Raw genomic sequence first — 20,862 nt, 5'->3', positions numbered from 1 at the left:
TAGGCCACGTCACAGGGGATACCCCTGTGCCTGCTTACGGGGAAGCATAAGTTTTTCCCTCACGAACTCCCACAACTCATAGGAGGCGGAATGCGTTTTTCGCGCACTTCCAAAGCACTGGGCATGGTGGCTATCGCCGCCCTCGCCCTGACCGGATGCGGTGCCAGCGGCTCCGCAACCGGTAGCGGCAGTACCGGCGGCGACACCAGCAAAGTGATCCTCGCCGACGGCTCCGAACCCCAGCGTCCCCTCATGCCCGCCGACACCAACGAAGTCGGCGGTGGCAAGGTCATCGACATGATCTTCGCGGGTCTGGTCAGCTACGACCCCAGCGGCAAGCCGGTCAACGAACTCGCCGAGTCCATCGAGGGCAAGGACGGCCAGCACTTCACCATCAAGGTCAAGAAGGACCAGAAGTTCACGAACGGCGAGGCCATCACGGCCAAGTCCTTCGTCGATTCCTGGAACTTCGGCGCCGCAGCCAAGAACGCCCAGCTCAGCGGTGGCTTCTTCGAAAGCATCAAGGGCTACGACGAAGCCAGCGCAGAGGGCTCCACGGTTGAGACCATGTCCGGCCTGAAGGTCGTTGACGACCAGACGTTCACCGTCGAACTGAAGCAGCCGGAATCTGACTGGCCGCTTCGCCTTGGCTACACCGCGTTTGTTCCGGTTCCCTCCGGTGCCCTGAAGGACCCGAAGGGCTTCGGCGAGAAGCCGGTCGGCAACGGCCCGTACAAGCTCGCGGACGGCGGCTGGCAGCACAACGTGCAGATCCAGCTCGTTCCGAACCCGGACTACAACGGCCCGCGCAAGGCCAAGAACGCCGGCGTGACGTTCAAGATCTACCAGAACGACGACTCGGCGTACCAGGACCTGATGTCCAACAACCTGGACATCCTGCAGACCATCCCGACCAGCGCGCTGAAGAACTTCAAGTCTGACCTCGGCGACCGCACCATCAACAAGCCGTACGCCGGCAACCAGACCATCGCCATCCCGGAATACCTGCCGGAATGGAGCGGCGAGGCCGGCAAGCTGCGCCGCCAGGCGATCTCCATGGCGATCAACCGCGAAGAGATCACCAAGGTGATCTTCAACGGCGCACGCCAGCCCGCCAAGGACTTCACGGCACCCGTGCTTGACGGCTACAGCGACTCGATCGCCGGAGCCGAGAACCTGACTTTCAACGCCGACAAGGCCAAGGAAGCCTGGGCCAAGGCTGACGCCATCCAGAAGTGGGACGCGAACAAGACGTTCACCATTGCCTACAACGCCGACAAGGGCGGACACAAGGCCTGGGTTGAGGCAGTAGTCAACCAGCTCAAGAACACGCTCGGCATCAAGGTTGAAGGCAAGCCGTACGCCACCTTCAAGGAAGCCCGCAACGACGCCACCGCCAAGACCCTCACCGGCTCCATCCGTGCCGGCTGGCAGGCAGACTACCCGTCGCTGTACAACTTCCTCGGCCCGATCTACAAGACCGGTGCCGGCTCCAACGACGCCAACTACGCCAACCCGACGTTCGACAAGGCCATCTCTGACGGCCTGAACGCCGCGTCGGTCAGCGACGGCAACAAGGCCATGAACAAGGCCCAGGAGATCCTCCTGACGGACCTGCCGGCCATCCCCCTGTGGTACCAGGTTGCCCAGGGCGGCTGGAGCGACAAGGTCACCAACGTCGACTACGGCTGGGACGGCGTCCCGCTGTACTACAACGTAACCGGTAAGTAACAACAAAACGACGGCGGGGGCCGCCCATACTGGGGCCTCCGCCGTCGTCGTGTTTCCCCTCCATTTATTTTCTTGATGCCCGGCTCTTTCGGGCGAACTTTTCGCAGCCCTGCCGCCGTGAGCATTCCGGCGCCGGCCTGCATCCATAGTGAAAAGGTTCTTTGATGAACAACTCCGCCGCATCCCTGGACAGGATGCCTGCCAACGAGGGTGTGACTCGCTGATGTCGACATACATCCTCAAGCGTTTCCTGCAACTGATTCCCGTCTTCCTGGGCGCAACACTGCTGGTCTATTTCCTGGTCTTCAGCCTGCCCGGTGACCCCATCGTGGCCCTTTTCGGCGACAAGCCGGTGAACGAGGCGGTCGCAGCCAAGCTGCGCATGCAGTACCACCTGGACCAGCCGTTCTGGATGCAATACCTGCTTTACCTCAAGAGCATCTTCACGTTCGACCTCGGCCAGGACTTCTCCGGACGCCCCATCGCCGCCGTGCTCGGCGAGGTCTTCCCCGTCACGGCGCGGCTGGCCATCATGGCGCTGATCTTCGAGGCCTTTTTCGGCATCATCTTCGGCCTCATCGCCGGCCTGCGCAAGGGCAAGCTCTTTGACGCCACGGTCCTGATCTTTTCGCTGATCGTAATCGGCATCCCGATCTTCGTCCTCGGCTTCCTGCTGCAGTTCACCATCGGAGTCCAGCTCGGCTGGGCCAAACCGACCGTCAGCTCCGCGGCGACCATCCCGGACCTCATCCTGCCGGCGATCGTGCTGGGACTGGGATCGTTCGCCTATGTCCTGCGCCTGACCCGCACGTCCGTCATCGAAAACATGAACGCCGACTATGTGCGCACCGCCACCGCCAAGGGCCTCTCCCGGTTCCAGGTGGTCCGCGTCCACATCCTGCGCAACTCCCTGATTCCCGTCATTACCTTCCTGGGCGCCGACCTCGGTGCCTTGATGGGCGGGGCAATCGTCACGGAAGGAATCTTCAACGTTCCGGGCGTAGGCAACCGGCTCTACCGGGCCGTGCTGTCCGGCGAAGGGCCCACGGTGGTCTCGATCGTCACCGTCCTGGTGCTGATCTACTGCCTCTCCAACCTGCTCGTTGACCTGCTTTACGGCTGGCTTGACCCGAGGATCCGTTATGACTCCTGATAACACCACCACCACCGCACGGCACGCCGATTCGCGCCGCCCGGCCCGCCGGACCGTGCACTTCGTGGCCGATGTCTCCGAGACTCCGCTCCAGGTAACGGACCGGGTCAAGGACGAAGCCGCACCGCTAAGCCTGTGGGGTGAGGCCTGGAAGAACCTGCGCAAGCAGCCGCTCTTCATCATCTCCGTGTTCCTGATCCTCGTGGTCGTGGCGGTGTCGCTCTTCCCGGGGCTCTTCTCGCCGATCGACCCGACCTCGGAGGCCTGCCAGCTGGCCAACTCCGACGCCGGCCCCGCCGCGGGCCACCCGCTGGGCTTCACCCAGTTGGGCTGCGACGTCTACGCCCGCGTTATCTTCGGTACGCGGTCCTCGGTGACCGTGGGCCTGTTGACCACCATCGGCGTGCTGCTGATCGGTGGCATCATGGGTGCCGTCGCCGGCTATTACGGCGGCTGGATCGACTCGGTCCTGGCCCGCATCAATGACATCTTCTTCGCCCTTCCCCTGATCCTGGGCGCGATCGTGCTGATGCAGCTGCCGATGTTCCGGGCTAACAAGACCGTGTGGACGCTGGTGCTCATCCTGATCATCTTCGGCTGGCCGCAGATTGCCCGCATCACCCGCGGCGCCGTCGTTGAGGTCCGGAACGCCGACTTCGTCACGGCCGCCCGGTCGCTGGGCGTCTCGAAGTTCGGCGCCCTCATGCGCCACGTCCTGCCGAACTCGCTGGCTCCGATCATCGTCGTGGCCACCATCTCCCTGGGAACGTTCATCGTGGCCGAGTCCACGCTGTCCTTCCTCGGCATCGGGCTGCCGGCCAGCGTCATGTCCTGGGGCAATGACATCGACGCGGCAAAGGCTTCCCTCCGGTCCAACCCGATGCCACTGATCTACCCGGCCATCGCGCTGTCCATCACCGTCCTGAGCTTCATCATGCTGGGCGATGCCCTGCGTGATGCCCTCGATCCCAAAGCCCGCAAGCGATGAAAGGGGACACCATGAGCGCCTCTGTTGACTTCCAGGAAGCTGAGTACGCCACTGAGCGCCCGCTGCTTGAAATCAAGGACCTGGCCATCGGGTTCACCACCAGCAACGGCCAGGTCAACGCCGTCCGCAACGCCCACCTCACCGTCATGCCGGGCGAAACCGTCGCGATTGTGGGCGAGTCGGGCTCCGGCAAGTCCACCACCGCGCTGGCTGCTATCGGCCTGCTCCCGGGCAACGGGCGGGTCGCGGCAGGCCAGATCCTGTTCGATGGCGAGGACATCTCCAACGCCAGCGAAAAGCGGATGATCGAACTGCGCGGCAACAGCATCGGAATGGTCCCGCAGGACCCGATGTCCAACCTGAACCCGGTGTGGAAGATCGGCGACCAGGTCCGCGAGACGCTGAAGGCCAACGGACTCCCGAGCGGCCCCGACGACGTCGCCAAGGTCCTTTCCCAGGCCGGGCTGCCCGACGCCGGAAGCCGCGCCAAGCAGTACCCCCACGAGTTCTCCGGCGGCATGCGCCAGCGCGCGCTGATCGCGATCGGGCTCGCCTGCCAGCCGCGCCTGCTCATCGCGGACGAGCCGACCTCGGCGCTCGACGTGACCGTGCAGCGCCAGATCCTCGATCACCTGGACAAGATGACCACGGAACTGGGCACCGCGGTGCTGCTGATCACGCACGACCTCGGCCTCGCCGCCGAGCGTGCCGATCAGGTGGTGGTCATGTACCGCGGCCAGGTTGTCGAATCCGGACCCTCGCTGGAGCTGCTGCAAAACCCGCAGCACCCGTACACCCAGCGGCTGGTCGCCTCGGCGCCGTCGCTGGCGTCCCGGCGCATCCAGGCGGCCAAGGAACTCGGTGTGGAAACCGACGACATGCTCGCCCCGAGCGAGACCGGCGTGGTTGAGCCGGCCAAGTCCGACGACGTCCTGCAGATCCAGAACCTCAGGAAGGTCTTCAAGCTGCGTTCTGGCCTGGGCAAGTCCACGGACTTCACCGCCGTCGACGACATCTCCTTCAACGTCAAGCGGGGAACCACGACGGCGATCGTGGGGGAGTCGGGTTCCGGCAAGTCCACGGTGGCGCAGATGGTCCTGAACCTCCTGACGCCGACCTCCGGCAAGATCATCTTCGACGGCGTGGACACCTCCACGCTGAACAGCAAGGAGCTCTTCGCCTTCAGGCGCCGGGTACAGCCGATCTTCCAGGACCCGTACGGTTCCCTGGACCCGATGTACAACATCTTCCGGACCATCGAGGAACCGCTGCGGACCCACAAGATCGGGGACAAGGCCAGCCGCGAGAAGAAGGTCCGGGAACTGCTGGACCAGGTGGCGCTGCCGCAGTCCACCATGCAGCGGTACCCCAACGAGCTCTCCGGCGGCCAGCGCCAGCGGGTCGCGATCGCCCGCGCCCTGGCCCTGGACCCCGAAGTGATCATCTGCGACGAGGCCGTCTCGGCACTGGATGTGCTGGTGCAGGCGCAGGTGCTGAACCTGCTCGCCGAACTGCAGTCCCGGCTCGGCCTGACCTACCTGTTCATCACCCACGACCTCGCGGTGGTCCGGCAGATCGCCGACCGCGTGTGCGTCATGGAGAAGGGCAAGCTGGTGGAAACAGGCTCGACGGACGACGTCTTCGAGTCGCCGCAGCAGGACTACACCCGGGCGCTGCTCAACGCCATCCCCGGCGCCGGCCTCATGCTGCCGCCGGAAATGGACGTGGCCTGAGCGGCCGCTTCCTGAGGGCTTGAAGAAGTCCGCCGCCAGCAGCGCTTAGCGGCTGGCAGTACAGGAGCCGGTGTCCTCCCTTCGGGGCGGACACCGGCTCCTTTGTTGTGCTGTGGCCCGTGCGCCGGCGGTGCCTGCGCCGGTGGCGCGTCCGCTGGCGGTGCCTGCGCCGGTGGCCCGGCGCTGGCGGTGCCTGCGCCGGTGGGACAAGCCTGCGTTAGTGGGATAAGCCGGCGAGCATGCCGGGGTCGGCGTAGTCAAACCCCAGGGACTGCAGCCGCTGGCCGAAAACGGCGCCCAGGGCCGCGTGGCCCTGCCGGTTCAGGTGGACCCGGTCCGCCATCGAGCCCGTCAGGTTGTACCGGGTGAGCCAATCGCCTGCGCTGACGAACGACAGCCCGTGATGGTCCGCCACCCGCCCCAAAAGCGCGTCCACATCGCTCCGGCGTCCTCCGCCGTAGTGGGCGCCGCGCCCGAGTGTGCCGACCATGAGTATCCGGGCAGCGGGGTAACGCTGCTGGATGCTGGCGATCAGCCGTTCCGCGTTGGAGACGATCTGCGCGTCGGAGGCGCCGCGTGCGGCATCGTTCCCGCCGCCTTCGATCACCACGAGGGGAGGAGTGCCGTACGGGAGTTTCCAGTCGCCGCGCTGAAGCGCGTCGATGTAGTTGCCGGTCTTGCCGTTGGACGCCACGAAACCGGTGCCGCCCCGGCCACAGAAGAAGATTTTGTACCCAGCAGCGGCCAGACCCTGCCTGGGCCAGCCGTAGGAAGGTTCCGATTGCGAGTCGCCAATCAGCACGGCGACATTGCTGGTGTCCTTGACGATGATCTCGTTGCGGCCGTTGGCAGGATTGCGGTAGGTCGAGCCGCCCGGCAGTGCGGCGGGGTCGATGGTGGACCCGATGCGCGTCTTGGCCGCGGACCCGGCCGCGACCGGGACTCCGGCGCCAACGGCCGCTCCGGCCCCGCTGCCGGTCAGTGGCGTGCCCACAGCTTCCGACTCTGATGATCCAGCGTCGGAAGAGCCCACTTCGGAAGAGCCCGCGTCGGGCGCAGGTGAATAAGAGGTCTGTCCGCAGCCGCCAAGAACCACGCCGGTGGCGATCATCATTGCGACGAAGCGGGACAGGGCCGAGGCGTTTCGCATGAATGTCTCCGGGCTTGCTTGCTGCTATCAGAGCAATGATGGTGCATGGGCGCTGGAAAATCCAGTGACTTTACTCACACGTGATAGACCATTTCCGTGCGCCCGTCCTGCTCTGGCGACAGCGCGGACGCTGGTCACCGATCCGCATTTTAGGCCAATAAATGACCTAGCGTTTAGAATGGTAGTAGGTGCCCTGTGCCAAAGGGACTTATCTGTCGTGCGTTCCGGTTGGAAATGTCGCGATACCACAGCTGACTTCACCACTGAATCGAGCAATAACGCATGTCTGAAACCACCACCAACACCGCGGTAGCCACTGCATCGCGCAGTGACCTGCGCAACGTCGCGATCGTGGCCCACGTTGACCACGGCAAGACCACGCTGGTCGACGCCATGCTCAAGCAGACCAACTCCTTTGCCGAGCACAACCACCTCGAAGACCGCGTCATGGACTCCGGTGACTTGGAACGCGAAAAGGGCATCACCATCCTGGCCAAGAACACCACGGTGGCCTACAACGGACCGTCCTCCAACGGCGAAACCATCACCATCAACGTCATCGACACCCCCGGCCACGCCGACTTCGGTGGCGAGGTGGAGCGCGGCCTGTCCATGGTCGACGGCGTCGTCCTCCTCGTCGATGCCTCTGAGGGCCCGCTGCCCCAGACCCGCTTCGTGCTGCGTAAGGCCCTCGCCGCGCACCTGCCGGTGATCCTCCTGGTCAACAAGACCGACCGCCCCGACGCGCGGATCGAAGAAGTTGTCCACGAATCCATGGACCTGCTCCTGGGCCTGGCCTCCGACCTCGCCGACGAAGTTCCGGACCTCGACCTGGACAAGATCCTGAACGTGCCGGTTGTTTACGCCGCCGCCAAGGTCGGCCGCGCCTCCCTCGAGCAGCCCGCCGACGGGAGCGCCCCGGAAAACGAAGACCTCGAGCCGCTATTCCGGGCCATCATCGAGCACATCCCGGCCCCGACCTACAACCCGAACGGTGTCCTGCAGGCACACGTCACCAACCTGGACGCCTCACCGTTCCTGGGCCGCCTGGCGCTGCTGCGCATCTACAACGGCACCCTGCGCAAGGGCCAGACCGTGGCCTGGGCACGCGCCAATGGCGAGCTCAAGAACGTCAAGATCACCGAACTTCTCGCGACCAAGGCACTGGACCGCGTCCCGGCTGAGTCCGCTGGCCCGGGCGAGATCGTCGCCGTCGCCGGCATCGAGGAGATCACCATCGGTGAGACCCTGACCGACGCCGAGAACCCGCAGCCGCTGCCGCTGATCACTGTTGACGACCCGGCCATCTCCATGACCATCGGTATCAACACCTCCCCGCTGGCCGGCAAGGTCAAGGGCGCCAAGGTCACGGCCCGCCAGGTCAAGGACCGCCTCGACAAGGAACTGATCGGTAACGTCTCCATCAAGGTTCTCCCCACCGAGCGTCCCGACGCCTGGGAAGTCCAGGGCCGTGGCGAGCTTGCACTGGCCATCCTGGTCGAGCAGATGCGCCGCGAAGGCTTTGAGCTGACCGTCGGCAAGCCGCAGGTGGTTACCAAGACCGTCGACGGCAAGGTCCACGAGCCGATGGAACACATGACCATCGACGTGCCCGAAGAGTACCTCGGCGCCGTCACCCAGCTGATGGCAGCCCGCAAGGGCCGCATGACCAACATGGCCAACCACGGCACCGGCTGGTGCCGCATGGAGTTCATCGTTCCGGCCCGCGGCCTGATCGGGTTCCGCACCAAGTTCCTCACGGACACCCGCGGCGCCGGCATCGCCGCCTCCATCTCCGAAGGCTACGAGCCGTGGGCCGGCCCCATCGAATACCGCACCAACGGTTCGATGATCGCCGACCGCGCCGGTGTTGTGACCCCGTTCGCCATGATCAACCTGCAGGAACGCGGATCCTTCTTCGTCAAGCCCACCTCCGAGGTGTACGAGGGCATGATCGTGGGCGAGAACTCCCGCGCCGACGACATGGACGTGAACATCACGAAGGAAAAGAAGCTCACCAACATGCGTGCAGCTTCCTCGGACACCTTCGAGAACCTGACGCCCCCGCGCGACCTGACCCTTGAAGAGTCCCTCGAATTCGCCCGCGAAGACGAGTGCGTTGAGGTTACCCCGGATTCAATCCGTATCCGCAAGGTCATCCTGGACACCAACGAGCGTGCCAAGGCCAACCGCGCCCGCGCCAAGGTCTGATCCCGGTCTCCGGGCTTTAGCCACAACGTGATTAAGAGAGCTGCCGGTACGGCAGGCGGCATTGCCGCCGCCGTGCCGGCAGCTCTTTTTGTTGCCCTGGCCGGCACCGCCCTGCATCGCCACGATCTGGTCCTGGGCGGAGTGGACGTCCCGTGGGGCGCCGTCGCTGCGCTCGTGCTGCTGGGCTCGGTCCAGCTGTGGCTGGGGGCGGCATTCCGTTCTGTCATCCCGACGGCGGCTTGCGGAGTCCTCTGCTACGCGCTGATTGGCTGGTGGTCCACCCTGGAAACGGGCAAGCGCCTGGTCATCGGCGACGCCGCGGGCAATATCTGGGTCTTCGGCATCGCAGGCATCACCGTGGCCATGCTCGCCTGGTGCCGGCGCTACAGGAGGCCGGCCGGCCAGGACCGGTGACGACGGGCCAGGACCGGACCGCCCTGCCCGGCTCCCCACGGGACATGCCCATTTTTCGGTCGCTCGAGTGGGCACAATGGCATTATGTCCGGCCCCGGGTTGGTGCGCGGGACATGCCCACCTCATGGTCGGAGCTGTCCGGCACCGCCCCCATCCGGCCGGTGCAGTTTTCCACATAGTGCGGGATCCGACTTCCAGGGCGCAGAGTGCGGCTCCACCATGGGTGAATGGCCAACATCATCGAGGTGCTCTCGAATTACGACGGCGTCGCCCGCGCCAAATACATTGCCGCCGCGGGGGTCTCCGATTTCCAGCTCAAGTCCGCGATGGACTCGGGAGCCGTGTCACGCGTGGCCCGCGGCGTCTATGCGTTGCCCGGAGCAGACGCGCAGCTGATCGCCATACGCTCGCTTCCGGCGGAACCGGCGTGCATCACCGCGGCACACTTCAGCGGGCTGTGGGTCCTTGAAGCCCCGGCCCAGCCGCACGTTGCCCTCACCCACAGCAGGAGCTACCAGGGCTTCGTCTGCCACCGGGCGCCCGCCCCGCCGACACTCCTGGACACGGTCATCCAATGCTTGCGCTGCCTACCCGAACCTCACGGGCTGATCATCGCCGAATCCGCCGTCGTGCTGAAGGGACTCCCGCTGGGTTCATTGCGTCGGCGCCTCGATGGCCGGAACGACACCCGGGAGCGCCGGATCGTGTCGGAGATTGTCCCGCAGTCGCAGTCGCTCATTGAGTGCCTGGCCCGGTTCCTGCTGCGGCGGGCCGGCTTCCATGTTGAATCGCAGGTCAACGTTCCAGGGATGGGACACCTGGACCTGATGGTCGACGGCCGTCTCGGCATCGAGACTGACGGGGCGGGATTCCACATGGACAGGGCAAGCTTCGAGGAAGACCGGCGGCGTTGGAACGTCACCACGCGACGTGGAATCCCGACTCTTGTTGTGACGTACCCGCTGCTGAGGGACCACCCCGAGGATTTCATCGCTATGGTCCGCGAAGCCTTGAACAGGCTATCTGCCGCCGCCTAGAGTCAGACTCCACGTCCGGCTTCGTGTGCCCTTGCGATGCGGTTCGGCACTGTGGTCCTGCACTCTGATCCTGCACCGCGCCCAGCCGCCGCTGAAATTGTCCCGCGCTCTTTCGATGCACCACTGGACATGTCCCTTGTTCTGTTGGTTTACCGCTGGACATGTCCCGCGGTGGCTGGCGGCGATGAGCACGGCGCCGAAATGTCCATCTCCAGCAGCAAGGGGAGTACATGTCCATTGATGGCCGGAGGTGGGGCTGGACATGTGCGTGGTTGGCCAGGTGGGGAGGGCATGTCCATTGGTGGCCGGGGGTGAGGCTGGGCATGTGCGTGGTTGGCCAGCAGGGGAGGGCATGTCCATTGGTGGCCGGGGGTGAGGCTGGGCATGTGCGTGGTTGGCCAGCAGGGGAGGGCATGTCCATTGGTGGCCGGGGGTGGGGTTGGGCATGTGCGTGGTTGGCCAGCAGGGGAGGGCATGTCCAGTGGTCAGGTGGGGCGGAGGGCATGTCCCCTCGGCGCAACCACCACCGACGCGCCCACCCCGGAACCGCCCGTCAGGGCTCCTGCATCCGCGGGGCGCGGCGCGGCGGGGGCGGCGGGACTTCCTTGGCTGCCACGACAAGGGGGAGTGCAATGACGACGTCGGAGCGGCGGGTGCGGACGGTGCATACGCCGTCGGCGCGATCCACGAGCTCGCCGAGGGCATCCGTCAGGCCGCCGTCGATCCTGTACCGGACCACAACGCGGGTGCCGAGCGGGGCGGCGGAGAGAAACTGCTGGGGCAACGGCAAAGGCGAGCTCATCAGAACATCGTAAGACGCGGAGCATGTGTGACGTCCGGCTAGGTTCGCGGGAACAGGCTGGGAGATAATAGGCTCAGAAGTCAGCAGCCCGGCTCAGGGCCTGGAAATCATCCGGCCGGTCGCCGGAACCAACGTGGAGAGGCCAGGGACGTGACGTACGTAATCGCGCAGCCGTGTGTAGATGTCAAAGACAAGGCATGTATTGAGGAGTGCCCCGTCGATTGCATTTACGAGGGTGAGCGTTCCCTGTACATCCACCCCGACGAGTGCGTGGACTGCGGTGCCTGTGAGCCGGTCTGCCCCGTGGAGGCGATCTACTACGAGGACGACACCCCAGAAGAATGGGCCGACTACTACAAGGCCAACGTCGAGTTCTTCGACGAACTCGGGTCCCCGGGCGGCGCCGCGAAGGTTGGGAACACCCACACCGACCACCCCATGATCGCCGCCCTGCCGCCGCAGAACCAAGAGAACTAGGACGGCGCTACGGTGACATCCGCGGTGCGCACCTTCGGCCTGAGCCTGCCCGATTACCCGTGGGAGGCCATGGCGCCGTATCTCGCCACGGCAGCCCGGCACCCGGCAGGAGCCGTCAACCTTTCCATCGGAACCCCGGTGGACGCGACGCCGGCCCTCATCCAGGACGCACTGCGCGCCGCCGCGGACGCCCCCGGCTATCCCACGGTGCACGGGACGCCGGCCCTGCGGGAAGCCATCGCCGGCTGGTTTGCGCGCCGGCGCGGCGTCCCCGGGCTCGACCCGCAGAATGTGATGCCAACGGTGGGTTCCAAGGAACTCGTCGCGTGGCTGCCGTTCCTGCTCGGCCTGAAGCCGGGCGACGTCGTCGTCCGGCCCACGGTTGCGTACCCCACCTACGACATCGGGGCCACGTTCGCCGGTGCAGAGCAGGTCGCCGCGGACGACCTTGACGAGCTCGACGCCGGCACCCGGGCCCGCGTGCGCCTGGTCTGGGTCAATTCGCCGGCCAACCCCACCGGCAGCGTCCGGGACATCGAGTCGCTGCGGCGGATCGTCCGGCAGGCCCGCGAGCTCGGCGCCGTCGTCGCGTCCGATGAATGCTACGCCGAACTCGGCTGGGGGGAGTGGGACCTCCAGCGTGGCGGCGCCCCGGTCCCGAGCGTCCTGGATCCGCAGGTCGCAGAAGGCTCCCACGATGGCCTGCTCGCCGTCTATTCGCTGAGCAAACAGTCCAACGTGGCCGGTTACCGCGCGGCATTTGTCGCCGGCGATCCGGTGATCATGGCGAACCTGGTCAACAGCCGCAAGCACGCCGGGATGATTGTGCCCTATCCGGTCCAGGAAGCCATGCGCGTGGCCCTCGGCGACGACGCCCACGTCCAGGCCCAGAAGGACCTGTACCGGGGCCGGCGGGAACGGATCGTGCCCGCGCTCGAAGGTTTCGGCCTGAGAATCCATGAATCGAGGGCGGGCCTTTATCTGTGGGCCACCGCCGGCGAGGCCACGTGGGACACCGTGGGCCGGCTCGCGGACCGCGGAATCGTCGTCGGCCCCGGGGTCTTCTACGGCGACGCCGGCAACGGGTACATCCGGGTGGCGCTGACCGCCAGCGACGAAAGGATCGACGCCGCCGTCTCGCGGCTGGACCCGGAAGCGTAACAATGCTGTGACGCGTGCCACATGTGGCGTGTTTTTGGCGTTTTGCGGGCCCCCCGGATTAGTGCCACCCGCGAAGTGAAGGTACTTTTTAACTGACGATCAATGGTGGCTTTCCACAAGAAGGCAGCGCAGCCTTTGGAAATCCTGTCCGCACAGGATCCGCGGGCAGCTTCACCAGATGTTGGACCAGCTTTCGACAGAGGCCCCGATGCCTCATGAGGAGACTCCATGACTGAAACCACCAGCGCAACCCTGCGCCATGCCGGCGGCGAACTCGAACTCCCGCGCATCAAGGTTGTAGAAGGGAACGAAGGCTACGACGTTTCCAAGCTGCTGAAGCAGACCGGCGCCGTCGCCTTCGACCCCGGTTTCATGAACACCGCGGCCACCACCTCGGCCATCACCTACATCGATGGTGACGCCGGCATCCTGCGCTACCGCGGCTACCCGATCGAGCAGCTGGCCCAGCACTCGAGCTTCCTGGAAGTCTCCTACCTGCTGATCTACGGCAACCTGCCGACCCCCACCGAGCTGGAGTCCTTCGACCAGCGGATCCGCCACCACACCCTGCTGCACGAGGAGCTCAAGGGCTTCTTCAGCGGCTTCCCCCGTGACGCCCACCCGATGCCGGTGCTGTCCTCGGCCGTGTCGGCGCTGTCGACGTTCTACCAGGACTCGCTGGATCCGTTCAACGCCGAGCAGGTGGAGGTGTCCACCATCCGCCTCATGGCCAAGATGCCGGTCATCGCCGCCTACGCCCACAAGAAGTCGATCGGGCAGCCCATGCTGTACCCGGACAACTCGATGAACCTGGTGGAGAACTTCCTGCGCCTGAGCTTTGGCCTGCCGGCCGAGCAGTACGAGGTGGACCCGGTCATCGCCAAGGCCCTGGATCTGCTCCTGATCCTGCACGCCGACCACGAGCAGAACTGTTCGACGTCGACCGTCCGCCTGGTCGGTTCCTCGAACGCGAACCTGTTCGCCTCCGTCTCCGCGGGCATCAACGCCCTCTTCGGCCCCGCCCACGGCGGTGCCAACGAGGCCGTCCTGAAGATGCTGCGCCAGATCCAGGCCGACGGCATCAAGCCCGAGGACTACATGGAGAAGGTCAAGAACAAGGAAGACGGCGTCCGCCTCATGGGCTTCGGGCACCGCGTCTACAAGAACTACGACCCGCGTGCCAAGATCATCAAGGCCACGGCCCACGAGGTCCTGAGCAAGCTCGGCGGAAACGACGAGCTCCTCGACATCGCCATGCGCCTTGAAGAGAAAGCCCTGGGCGATGACTACTTCATCCAGCGCAAGCTCTACCCCAACGTGGACTTCTACACCGGCCTGATCTACAAGGCCATGGGTTTCCCGGAGAAGATGTTCACCGTGCTGTTCGCCATCGGGCGCCTGCCGGGCTGGATCGCCCAGTGGCGCGAGATGATCAGCGACCCCAATACGAAGATCGGCCGCCCGCGCCAGCTCTACGTCGGCGAACCGGAACGCAACTACCCGTCGCTGTAGCCCGCCCGCCGGCCACGGCGCGCGTGATAGACAGTACGACGCCGGCCGCGCACCTTTTGCTGAGGTGCGCGGCCGGCGTCGTCCTTATGGGGGCACTGTGCCGCTGTGACCCGCGCCACGTCCCCGCCGGGACCGGTGTGGCCCGGGGCGGCCGCGGCACGTACGTGCTAAAAAAGACCAGTGCCTAAATTTGTCGACGCCGTCATCCGGCGCCAGGAAATAGTTGACGCAGTCTTCAGGATCATCGCAACGGATGGCCTCGAGCGGGCCTCGCTGCGGGAAGTTGCTGATGAAGCGCAGCTGGCCGTCGGCTCGGTGCGGCACTATTTCGCCAGCAGCGACGAGCTGTTGACCCACGCGTTCGCCGTGGTGGTGGACCGAATCGTCGGCCGCCTCACCGACGCGGACTCCCGGATGGGCGATGCGCCGCCGGCGTCGGGGGAGCAGCATGCGGCCGTCCTGGCACTGCTGGGTGAGTTTCTTCCGCTGGACGAGGAACGGGCGGTTGATGCCTGCGTCTGGATGGCCTTCAAGAATGCCGCCCGGACAAGGCCGTTCCTGGCCGCCGAGGCCGACCGCAGCCACCGGGCGGTGGCCGCCGTCGTGGGCGGGCTCATCCTGGGCCTGGCCGAGGCTGAAGGCGTTGACGCCGACCACGCGGCCGGCCTCGACCAGCAGGTGCTCGTCACCGAAGCGGAACTGCTGCTGGCAGTCCTGGACGGCCTGACGATGCACGCCCTCCTGCAGCCCGAGTGGATGACGGCCGTGATGTGCAAGGATGTGCTCGAAGCCCACCTGGCGGGCCTGAACCGACGGCTGGCGGCCGGGCAGCCAGCCGTTAACGCCTCATAACAACAGGAATAGACTGAGATCGTACGTCTTGCCAAGGAGGCAATTGGATGCACCACACCGGCGGACCAGGCTGGCGGATCACGATGGATACTTCTGGTCCCATGCTCATTGCCCTCTACGTTCGTGACGCCGCCGGCTTGGACACCGCGGGACACCCGGCGCTCTGCCATGCGGCACCGAAGATCCGCGCCTCGGACCACTCCCACCTGATCGCCGAGGTTGGCGGCCCGGCTGCGCTCAAGACCGAATGGGAGGCCTGGTGGGAACAGCTGCTGAAAGACCACCCGGAAATGTCCCCCGAGCTCTCCCCTCCGGGCTTCCGTGCGTTCAGCAATTCGCCGGCCCTCCGGCGCGTGCTGCAGGCCCACTTCGGGGCCGCTTTGACGTGGGCCCGGGAACGCCTCGCCGAATACGGAACCCTCGAAGCGGAGCGCGAAGCCAACGGCAACAACGAGCTGCTGGCCGACATGGTGGAGGACCGCCTGCTTGACGTGGGACGGGCTTCAAAGGATTTCGGCCTGACGATCATCGAGCTCCCGCTTGCGGAGCCGCGGGCCTGGTATCTCGAGCCCGACAAGATCATCATGAGCCACGAGCTGTTGTCCCAGCCGGAGCTGTTCCGCAGCTACGTGCAGCCGGTGGTCGATCTCCTCGTCTGAGCCCGCCCGGTGACGGCTGACCCCGCTGGCAACTGACCCGCTGGCAACTGACCCCGCTGCCAGCTGACCCCCGTAGCGGTCAGGTGCCGGGGGCGTCTGCGACGGTAACCCTGACCTGGCCGGCCGGGACTTGGGCCGGCTGCCAGCCGTCGCGGGACTGCCGGTTCCAGGCGCGGCCCTCGACCTCCACGCTGGTGATTTCGAGCTCCTTGGCGTTGGCCACGGCCCACTGGCCCACAGCCCAGGCCTGGGTTCCTTCGGCCTCGACGAGCAGGGTCCGGCCGTCGGTGGACGCCGTCACGTCCCCGAGTGCAGCGGTCAGCCCTGCGGTGACGGCGGCAGGATTCCCGGCGGCGTCGGGGGAGCGCAGCGAGCAGTCCAGGCCTGCGGGCGTCTGCCCGCTCAGGGCGGAGGCGAAGGCGCGGGCCATCACCTCATGCTGGGCGTAGGCCTCCGGGTACGCCGAGCGCTGGACGCGCTGGGCGGCCACGGTGATATCGAGCGACTCGTACCCGGAAACCTTGACGAGGGCATCGTAGAACGCATTGCTGGCGTGGTACGGGTCCATCACCTGCGCCGTGGTGCCCCAGCCCTGGGACGGCCGCTGCTGGAACAGTCCGCGGGAGTCGGGACCGGCCTGGTCGCCGTGGCCGATGTTGCGCAGTTTGGATTCCTGCATCGAGGTGGCCAGCGCGATGCTGGCGGCCCGGGCCGGAAGTCCCCGCCGGACCGCGACGGCGGTGATGAGGGAGGCGTTGGCCGCCTGGTCGGTGGAGAGGTCATCGCCGCCGCTTCCCGTGGCCGTGCAGCGTTCGGTGATCAAGGTCTCCGACCGTTGCAGGAACGTCACCGCGGTGTAGATGCCGCCCGCGACCATCGCCAGGGTCAGCAGAAGGACAATCCGGCGCCGCCAGCTCCCTCGTCGTGCCACGAAAATACTCCCTCAGGCCCCTGCGGGCTGCGTCATCGGCTTTTTCGTCGGGGCGGGTCGGCCCCGCCAGCGCGGTTTTCGCCGCCCGCCATACCGTACCAGCCGGTGCGGTCAGTTGGCGTGCAGGGCCTCGTTGAGCTCCACCGTCTGGCCCTTGCGGGGGAGGACCTCAACCTCACCAGTGGTGGAATTGCGGCGGAAGAGCAGGTTCGGAACGCCGGAAAGGTCCACGGCCTTGACGATCCGGCTGGTGTCTTCGCCGTCGGCGTCCTTGGGGCCGATCACGCGCACACGGGTGCCGGCGGTGACGTAGAGGCCTGCCTCCACTACCGAGTCGTCACCGATGCTGATGCCCACGCCGGAATTGGCGCCGAGGAGGACCCGCTCGCCGAGGGAGATCTTTTCCTTGCCGCCGCCGGAGAGGGTTCCCATGATCGAGGCCCCGCCGCCGACGTCGGACCCGTCGCCGGTGATGACGCCGGCCGAGATCCGGCCCTCGACCATGGAGGTACCCAGGGTTCCGGCATTGAAGTTCACGAAGCCCTCGTGCATGACCGTGGTGCCTTCGGCCAGGTGCGCACCGAGCCGGACCCGGTCGGCGTCGGCGATCCGGACGCCGGAGGGAACGACGTAGTCCACCATGCGCGGGAACTTGTCCACGCCGAACACCGTGACGGCGCCGCGCTTGCGCAGGCGCGCCCGGGTCAGCTCGAAGTCCTCCACGGCTGCGGGGCCGAAGTTGGTCCACACCACGTTGGGAAGCTTGCCGAAGATGCCGTCAAGGTTGATGGTGTTGGGCTGGACGAGCCGGTGGGAGAGCAGGTGCAGGCGAAGGTAGGCGTCCGCCGTGTCCGCGGGTGCCGCATCCAGGTTGATCTGGGCGAAGACAACGATCTGCTCTGTGCCCCGGTCCGGGTCAATGCCGCTGGCGGCGATGTCGATCAGCGACTGGTCCGCGTTCTTCACGTCACGCTGGTGCTCCGCGGCGACTCCGAGCGCGGGCGCCGGAAACCACACGTCCAGCACGGTGGCGTCACCGTTGCGGGTGGACACGGTGGCCACCCCGTAGCCATAGGCAGAGCGGGCGTCGGAACGAGCGTCGGCGGGCACAGCGGAAGCAGCAGTTTCAGTCATGGCCCAAGTCTAACGAGAGGCCCGTCGGGCGCTGAAACTCATGACAACCCGATTGACACGCTGCAGGGCCACTTGACGCCTGGAAACGGCCCCTGCAGCGACTCAGGTGGGACGGGGAGGCAAACAGATAAGGTGGAACGGTGACCCCCACGAACCCGCGCACCCCTGCCAGTGCCACCGCCAGCGTCCCTGTCCGCACACCGGTCCATCTGGACCTCCGCCAGGACGTCGCCCTGCTCACGGCCGCCCTGATCGACATCAACAGCGTCTCCGGCAACGAGGGGGTCCTGGCCGACGCCCTGGAACATGCCCTCCGCCAGCTGCCGCAGCTGGAGCTGGTCCGCGACGGCGATTCGATCATCGCCCGCACCAACCTGGGCCGGGCCGAGCGCGTCATCCTGGCCGGCCACCTGGACACCGTGCCGTTGCCCACCACAGAGGGCTCGCTGGGGACCGTGCCGGCGTACTGGCCCTCCGGGGCCCCTGGAGAGGGGATCCTCTACGGCCGCGGCGCCACTGACATGAAGGGCGGCGTCGCCGTGCAGCTGGCGCTGGCGGCCACCATGTTCGACGGCGGGGCGGAACCAGGCAAGGACGTCACGTTCGTCTTCTACGACCACGAGGAGGTCGAGGCCGTAAAGAGCGGCCTGGGCCGTCTGGTGCGCAATCACGGCTCCCTGCTCGGCGGGGACTTCGCGATCCTGCTCGAGCCGACCGACGGGACGGTGGAGGGCGGCTGCAACGGCACCAGCCGCTTCGAAGTGACCACGAACGGCGAGGCGGCCCACTCGGCCCGGGCCTGGATGGGCAGCAATGCCATCCACGCCGCGGCCCCGATCCTGGCCCGGCTGGCGGCGTATGAGCCGCAGACCGTGACGGTTGACGGCCTGGACTACCGCGAAAGCCTCAACGCCGTGAAGATCCACGGCGGCACGGCCGGGAACGTCATTCCGGACAAATGCGTCGTGGAAATCAACTACCGCTTCGCGCCGGACAAGACCCCGGACGGAGCCGAGGCCGTCGTGCGCGAACTGCTGGACGGTTTCGACGTCATGCGCACCGACAGCGCGGCCGGCGCGAGGCCGGGCCTGCACCACCCCGCGGCGGCGTCCTTCGTCGCCGCCGTCGGCGCGGAGCCGAAGCCCAAGTACGGCTGGACCGACGTCGCACGCTTCAGTGAACTGGGCATCCCCGCGGTGAACTTTGGACCCGGCGATGCTCTGCTGGCGCACAAGGACAATGAGCACGTCGAGGCGGACGCCATCCGCGAATGCCTGCGGGCGCTGCGGACCTGGCTGAGCGCCTAGCAAAGCCCAGGAACCAACGCCAGGACACAACGACCGGGAAACAAGGCGTAACGCACAAAGGGTCCGGAACCTCCGTGAGGTTCCGGACCCTTTGTGGGTGGGACGGCTTACTTGGCGGCCGGAATACCGGCGACCGGCACGTGCGCCACGCCGCCGGCGGCGCGCTTGGAGCCGCGGCGTTCGAGCCAGATGGCCAGGCGGGAGACCGCCAGGTCGATCGCGATGTAGATGGCCGCGGCCACGAAGAACACCGGGAACAGGTACTGCGGACCCAGGAAGTCAGCCATGACCTGCACGGCCCGGAGCAGCTCGCCGTAGGCGACGATGTAGCCGAGCGACGTGTCCTTCAGCAGCACCACGAGCTGCGCGACCAGGGACGGCAGCATGCGCCGGATGGCCTGCGGCAGCTCGATGGTCAGCCGGCACTGGAAGCTCGTCAGGCCGATCGCCAGGCCGGCCTCACGCTGGCCCTTGGGCAGCGACTGGACGCCGGCGCGGATGATCTCGGCGAAAATCGCCGAGTTGTAAAGGACAAGGCCGGCCACGACGGCGATGAACGAGCTGGTGGCAAAGACGAGCAGCACGAACAGCATCATGAGCACGACGGGCATGCCGCGCAGGAATTCCAGCACGATCCGGGTGGGCACCCTGATCCAGGCGTTGTCCGAGATGCGCATCAGGCACAGGAGCAGGCCCAGCGGGAAGGCAATCACGGCCGACACGGCCGCGGCGGCCAGCGTGGCGCCGATGCCGGCGGCGATCAGGGCCCAGACCTCGGGAAGCTGGAAGACCGCCCAGCGTTTGGGGTCGAAGATTCCCTGCTGGGCGAGGGTCACGACTGCCAGGACGAGGAGGCCGCCGATCACGATCACGCCGATGATGGAGCCGATCAGCGAGACCCGTCGGGCTTTGGGGCCGGGGACGTCATAGAGAACAGAGCTCATCGTGCGATCGCCACCTTTCGTTCAACGACGCTGGCGAGGAAGCCAAGCGGGATGGTTATCAGCAGGTAGAAGAATGCGATGCCGACCAGGACCCACATGACGGCGTCGCCGTTGGCATTGGCCAGTTGCTTGCCCTGGCCGAAGAGTTCCAGCACATAGAACGCGCCGGCCACAGAAGAGTTCTTGACCAGGGCAATCAGAATGTTGATCAACGGCGGGATCACGGTGCGCAGGGCCTGCGGCAGGATGATCAGCGAGAGCACCTGGGTGAACTGCATGCCGATGCTGCGGGCGGCCTCCGCCTGGCCCACCGGGACGCTGTTGACGCCGGAGCGCACGGCCTCGGCAATGAAGGCCGAGGTGTAGGCGCTCAGGGCGATGATGGCGGCGACCTCGAACTGCTGGAACGTAACGCCGAGGCGGGGCAGAACCACTGCGGCGAAGAAGAACGCGATGGTCAGCGGGGTGTTCCGGACGATCTCGACGTACGTCATGCTGAAGCCACGCAGCGCGGCGACGGGCGAGACACGGGCGGCAGCCAGGATGGTGCCGAAGACCAAGGCGATAATCCCCGAGACCAGGGACAGGAAAAGGGTTCGGAGAAAACCGTCCCAATACTGGGGGAGGTTTTCAATAATGACGTCCATAAGTTCCTTCAGCTGCGTT

Annotated in this window: 19 protein-coding genes; 13 read left to right on the top strand and 6 right to left on the bottom strand. The window is 66.2% G+C overall.

All coding sequences use genetic code 11. The annotated features are described in order from the left end of the window. Nucleotides 1-90: 90 nt before the first annotated feature. From AC1DBX_RS03175 to AC1DBX_RS03160, 4 genes are all read left to right on the top strand, one after another. A complete protein-coding gene (locus AC1DBX_RS03175; protein WP_476850340.1) occupies nucleotides 91-1,731 on the top strand; it encodes a peptide ABC transporter substrate-binding protein in 1,641 nt (546 codons plus the stop codon). 223 nt (nucleotides 1,732-1,954) lie between these two features. Beyond that, a complete protein-coding gene (locus AC1DBX_RS03170; protein ID WP_230007109.1) occupies nucleotides 1,955-2,884 on the top strand; it encodes an ABC transporter permease in 930 nt (309 codons plus the stop codon). Then, nucleotides 2,874-3,872, top strand: a complete 999-nt coding sequence (locus tag AC1DBX_RS03165; RefSeq protein WP_230007110.1) for an ABC transporter permease — start codon at nucleotides 2,874-2,876, stop codon at nucleotides 3,870-3,872. Before AC1DBX_RS03170 ends, AC1DBX_RS03165 begins: the two co-directional genes overlap by 11 nt. Before the next feature lie 11 nt (nucleotides 3,873-3,883). Further along, nucleotides 3,884-5,605, top strand: coding sequence for an ABC transporter ATP-binding protein (locus AC1DBX_RS03160; RefSeq protein ID WP_476858931.1), 1,722 nt, complete (start codon nucleotides 3,884-3,886; stop codon nucleotides 5,603-5,605). A gap of 217 nt (nucleotides 5,606-5,822) precedes the next feature. Here AC1DBX_RS03160 and AC1DBX_RS03155 read toward each other — a convergent pair whose 3' ends face one another. Continuing rightward, nucleotides 5,823-6,755 carry an SGNH/GDSL hydrolase family protein gene (locus AC1DBX_RS03155; protein ID WP_476931062.1) on the bottom strand — a complete coding sequence of 311 codons (933 nt, stop codon included), beginning with the start codon at nucleotides 6,753-6,755 and terminating at the stop codon, nucleotides 5,823-5,825. 282 nt (nucleotides 6,756-7,037) lie between these two features. Between AC1DBX_RS03155 and typA the strand changes: the two genes are divergently transcribed. The 3 genes from typA (at nucleotide 7,038) to AC1DBX_RS03140 (ending at nucleotide 10,417) form a co-directional block, all read left to right on the top strand. Then, a complete protein-coding gene (gene typA / locus AC1DBX_RS03150) occupies nucleotides 7,038-8,966 on the top strand; it encodes a translational GTPase TypA (RefSeq protein ID WP_079550304.1) in 1,929 nt (642 codons plus the stop codon). Between the two features lie 27 nt (nucleotides 8,967-8,993). Beyond that, nucleotides 8,994-9,380, top strand: a complete 387-nt coding sequence (locus AC1DBX_RS03145; RefSeq protein ID WP_476931061.1) for a hypothetical protein — start codon at nucleotides 8,994-8,996, stop codon at nucleotides 9,378-9,380. A gap of 227 nt (nucleotides 9,381-9,607) precedes the next feature. Beyond that, nucleotides 9,608-10,417, top strand: a complete 810-nt coding sequence (locus AC1DBX_RS03140) for a type IV toxin-antitoxin system AbiEi family antitoxin domain-containing protein (RefSeq protein ID WP_476931060.1) — start codon at nucleotides 9,608-9,610, stop codon at nucleotides 10,415-10,417. A gap of 553 nt (nucleotides 10,418-10,970) precedes the next feature. On the opposite strand, the gene AC1DBX_RS03135 is transcribed toward AC1DBX_RS03140, so the two are convergent. After that, entirely contained in the window at nucleotides 10,971-11,219 is a 249-nt protein-coding gene (locus AC1DBX_RS03135) for a putative acetyltransferase (RefSeq protein ID WP_476858928.1), read from the bottom strand. Nucleotides 11,220-11,369: 150 nt separating this feature from the next. On the opposite strand from AC1DBX_RS03135, the gene fdxA reads away from it, so the two are divergent. The 5 genes from fdxA to AC1DBX_RS03110 all read left to right on the top strand — a co-directional run bounded on the left by fdxA (nucleotide 11,370) and on the right by AC1DBX_RS03110 (nucleotide 15,880). Continuing rightward, nucleotides 11,370-11,696 (top strand): ferredoxin, encoded by a 327-nt coding sequence (fdxA, locus tag AC1DBX_RS03130; RefSeq protein WP_028275689.1) that lies wholly within the window; start codon nucleotides 11,370-11,372, stop codon nucleotides 11,694-11,696. A 12-nt stretch (nucleotides 11,697-11,708) separates the two neighbouring features. Next, on the top strand, nucleotides 11,709-12,857 hold the full coding sequence (gene dapC, locus AC1DBX_RS03125) for a succinyldiaminopimelate transaminase (RefSeq protein ID WP_476931059.1): 1,149 nt from the start codon (nucleotides 11,709-11,711) through the stop codon (nucleotides 12,855-12,857). Nucleotides 12,858-13,085: 228 nt separating this feature from the next. Then, entirely contained in the window at nucleotides 13,086-14,369 is a 1,284-nt protein-coding gene (locus AC1DBX_RS03120; RefSeq protein WP_028275687.1) for a citrate synthase, read from the top strand. A 180-nt stretch (nucleotides 14,370-14,549) separates the two neighbouring features. After that, on the top strand, nucleotides 14,550-15,221 hold the full coding sequence (locus AC1DBX_RS03115; RefSeq protein ID WP_476931058.1) for a TetR/AcrR family transcriptional regulator: 672 nt from the start codon (nucleotides 14,550-14,552) through the stop codon (nucleotides 15,219-15,221). Nucleotides 15,222-15,268: 47 nt separating this feature from the next. Then, entirely contained in the window at nucleotides 15,269-15,880 is a 612-nt protein-coding gene (locus AC1DBX_RS03110) for a hypothetical protein (RefSeq protein WP_028275685.1), read from the top strand. A 79-nt stretch (nucleotides 15,881-15,959) separates the two neighbouring features. On the opposite strand, the gene AC1DBX_RS03105 is transcribed toward AC1DBX_RS03110, so the two are convergent. Together AC1DBX_RS03105 and dapD are read right to left on the bottom strand one after the other, a co-directional pair. Then, the gene (locus AC1DBX_RS03105; RefSeq protein ID WP_476931057.1) at nucleotides 15,960-16,811 is read right to left on the bottom strand and encodes a hypothetical protein; all 852 of its coding nucleotides are present in this window, start codon (nucleotides 16,809-16,811) and stop codon (nucleotides 15,960-15,962) included. A gap of 111 nt (nucleotides 16,812-16,922) precedes the next feature. Next, nucleotides 16,923-17,945, bottom strand: a complete 1,023-nt coding sequence (gene dapD / locus AC1DBX_RS03100) for a 2,3,4,5-tetrahydropyridine-2,6-dicarboxylate N-succinyltransferase (protein WP_476931056.1) — start codon at nucleotides 17,943-17,945, stop codon at nucleotides 16,923-16,925. A gap of 209 nt (nucleotides 17,946-18,154) precedes the next feature. Here dapD and dapE point away from each other — a divergent pair, with 209 nt between their 5' ends. Beyond that, complete coding sequence (gene dapE / locus AC1DBX_RS03095; protein WP_476931164.1) at nucleotides 18,155-19,252, top strand: succinyl-diaminopimelate desuccinylase; 1,098 nt, start codon at nucleotides 18,155-18,157, stop codon at nucleotides 19,250-19,252. 107 nt (nucleotides 19,253-19,359) lie between these two features. Here dapE and AC1DBX_RS03090 read toward each other — a convergent pair whose 3' ends face one another. Next, complete coding sequence (locus AC1DBX_RS03090; RefSeq protein WP_223913897.1) at nucleotides 19,360-20,196, bottom strand: amino acid ABC transporter permease; 837 nt, start codon at nucleotides 20,194-20,196, stop codon at nucleotides 19,360-19,362. Next, nucleotides 20,193-20,843 (bottom strand): amino acid ABC transporter permease, encoded by a 651-nt coding sequence (locus AC1DBX_RS03085; protein ID WP_223913898.1) that lies wholly within the window; start codon nucleotides 20,841-20,843, stop codon nucleotides 20,193-20,195. The genes AC1DBX_RS03090 and AC1DBX_RS03085 overlap by 4 nt, the downstream gene beginning before the upstream one ends. Between the last annotated feature and the right edge of the window lie 19 nt (nucleotides 20,844-20,862).

The organism is Arthrobacter sp. 10N44_2, assembly GCF_056394385.1.
Note: the sequence above shows the minus strand (reverse complement) of the source record. Positions and strands in the feature narration are given on the sequence as shown.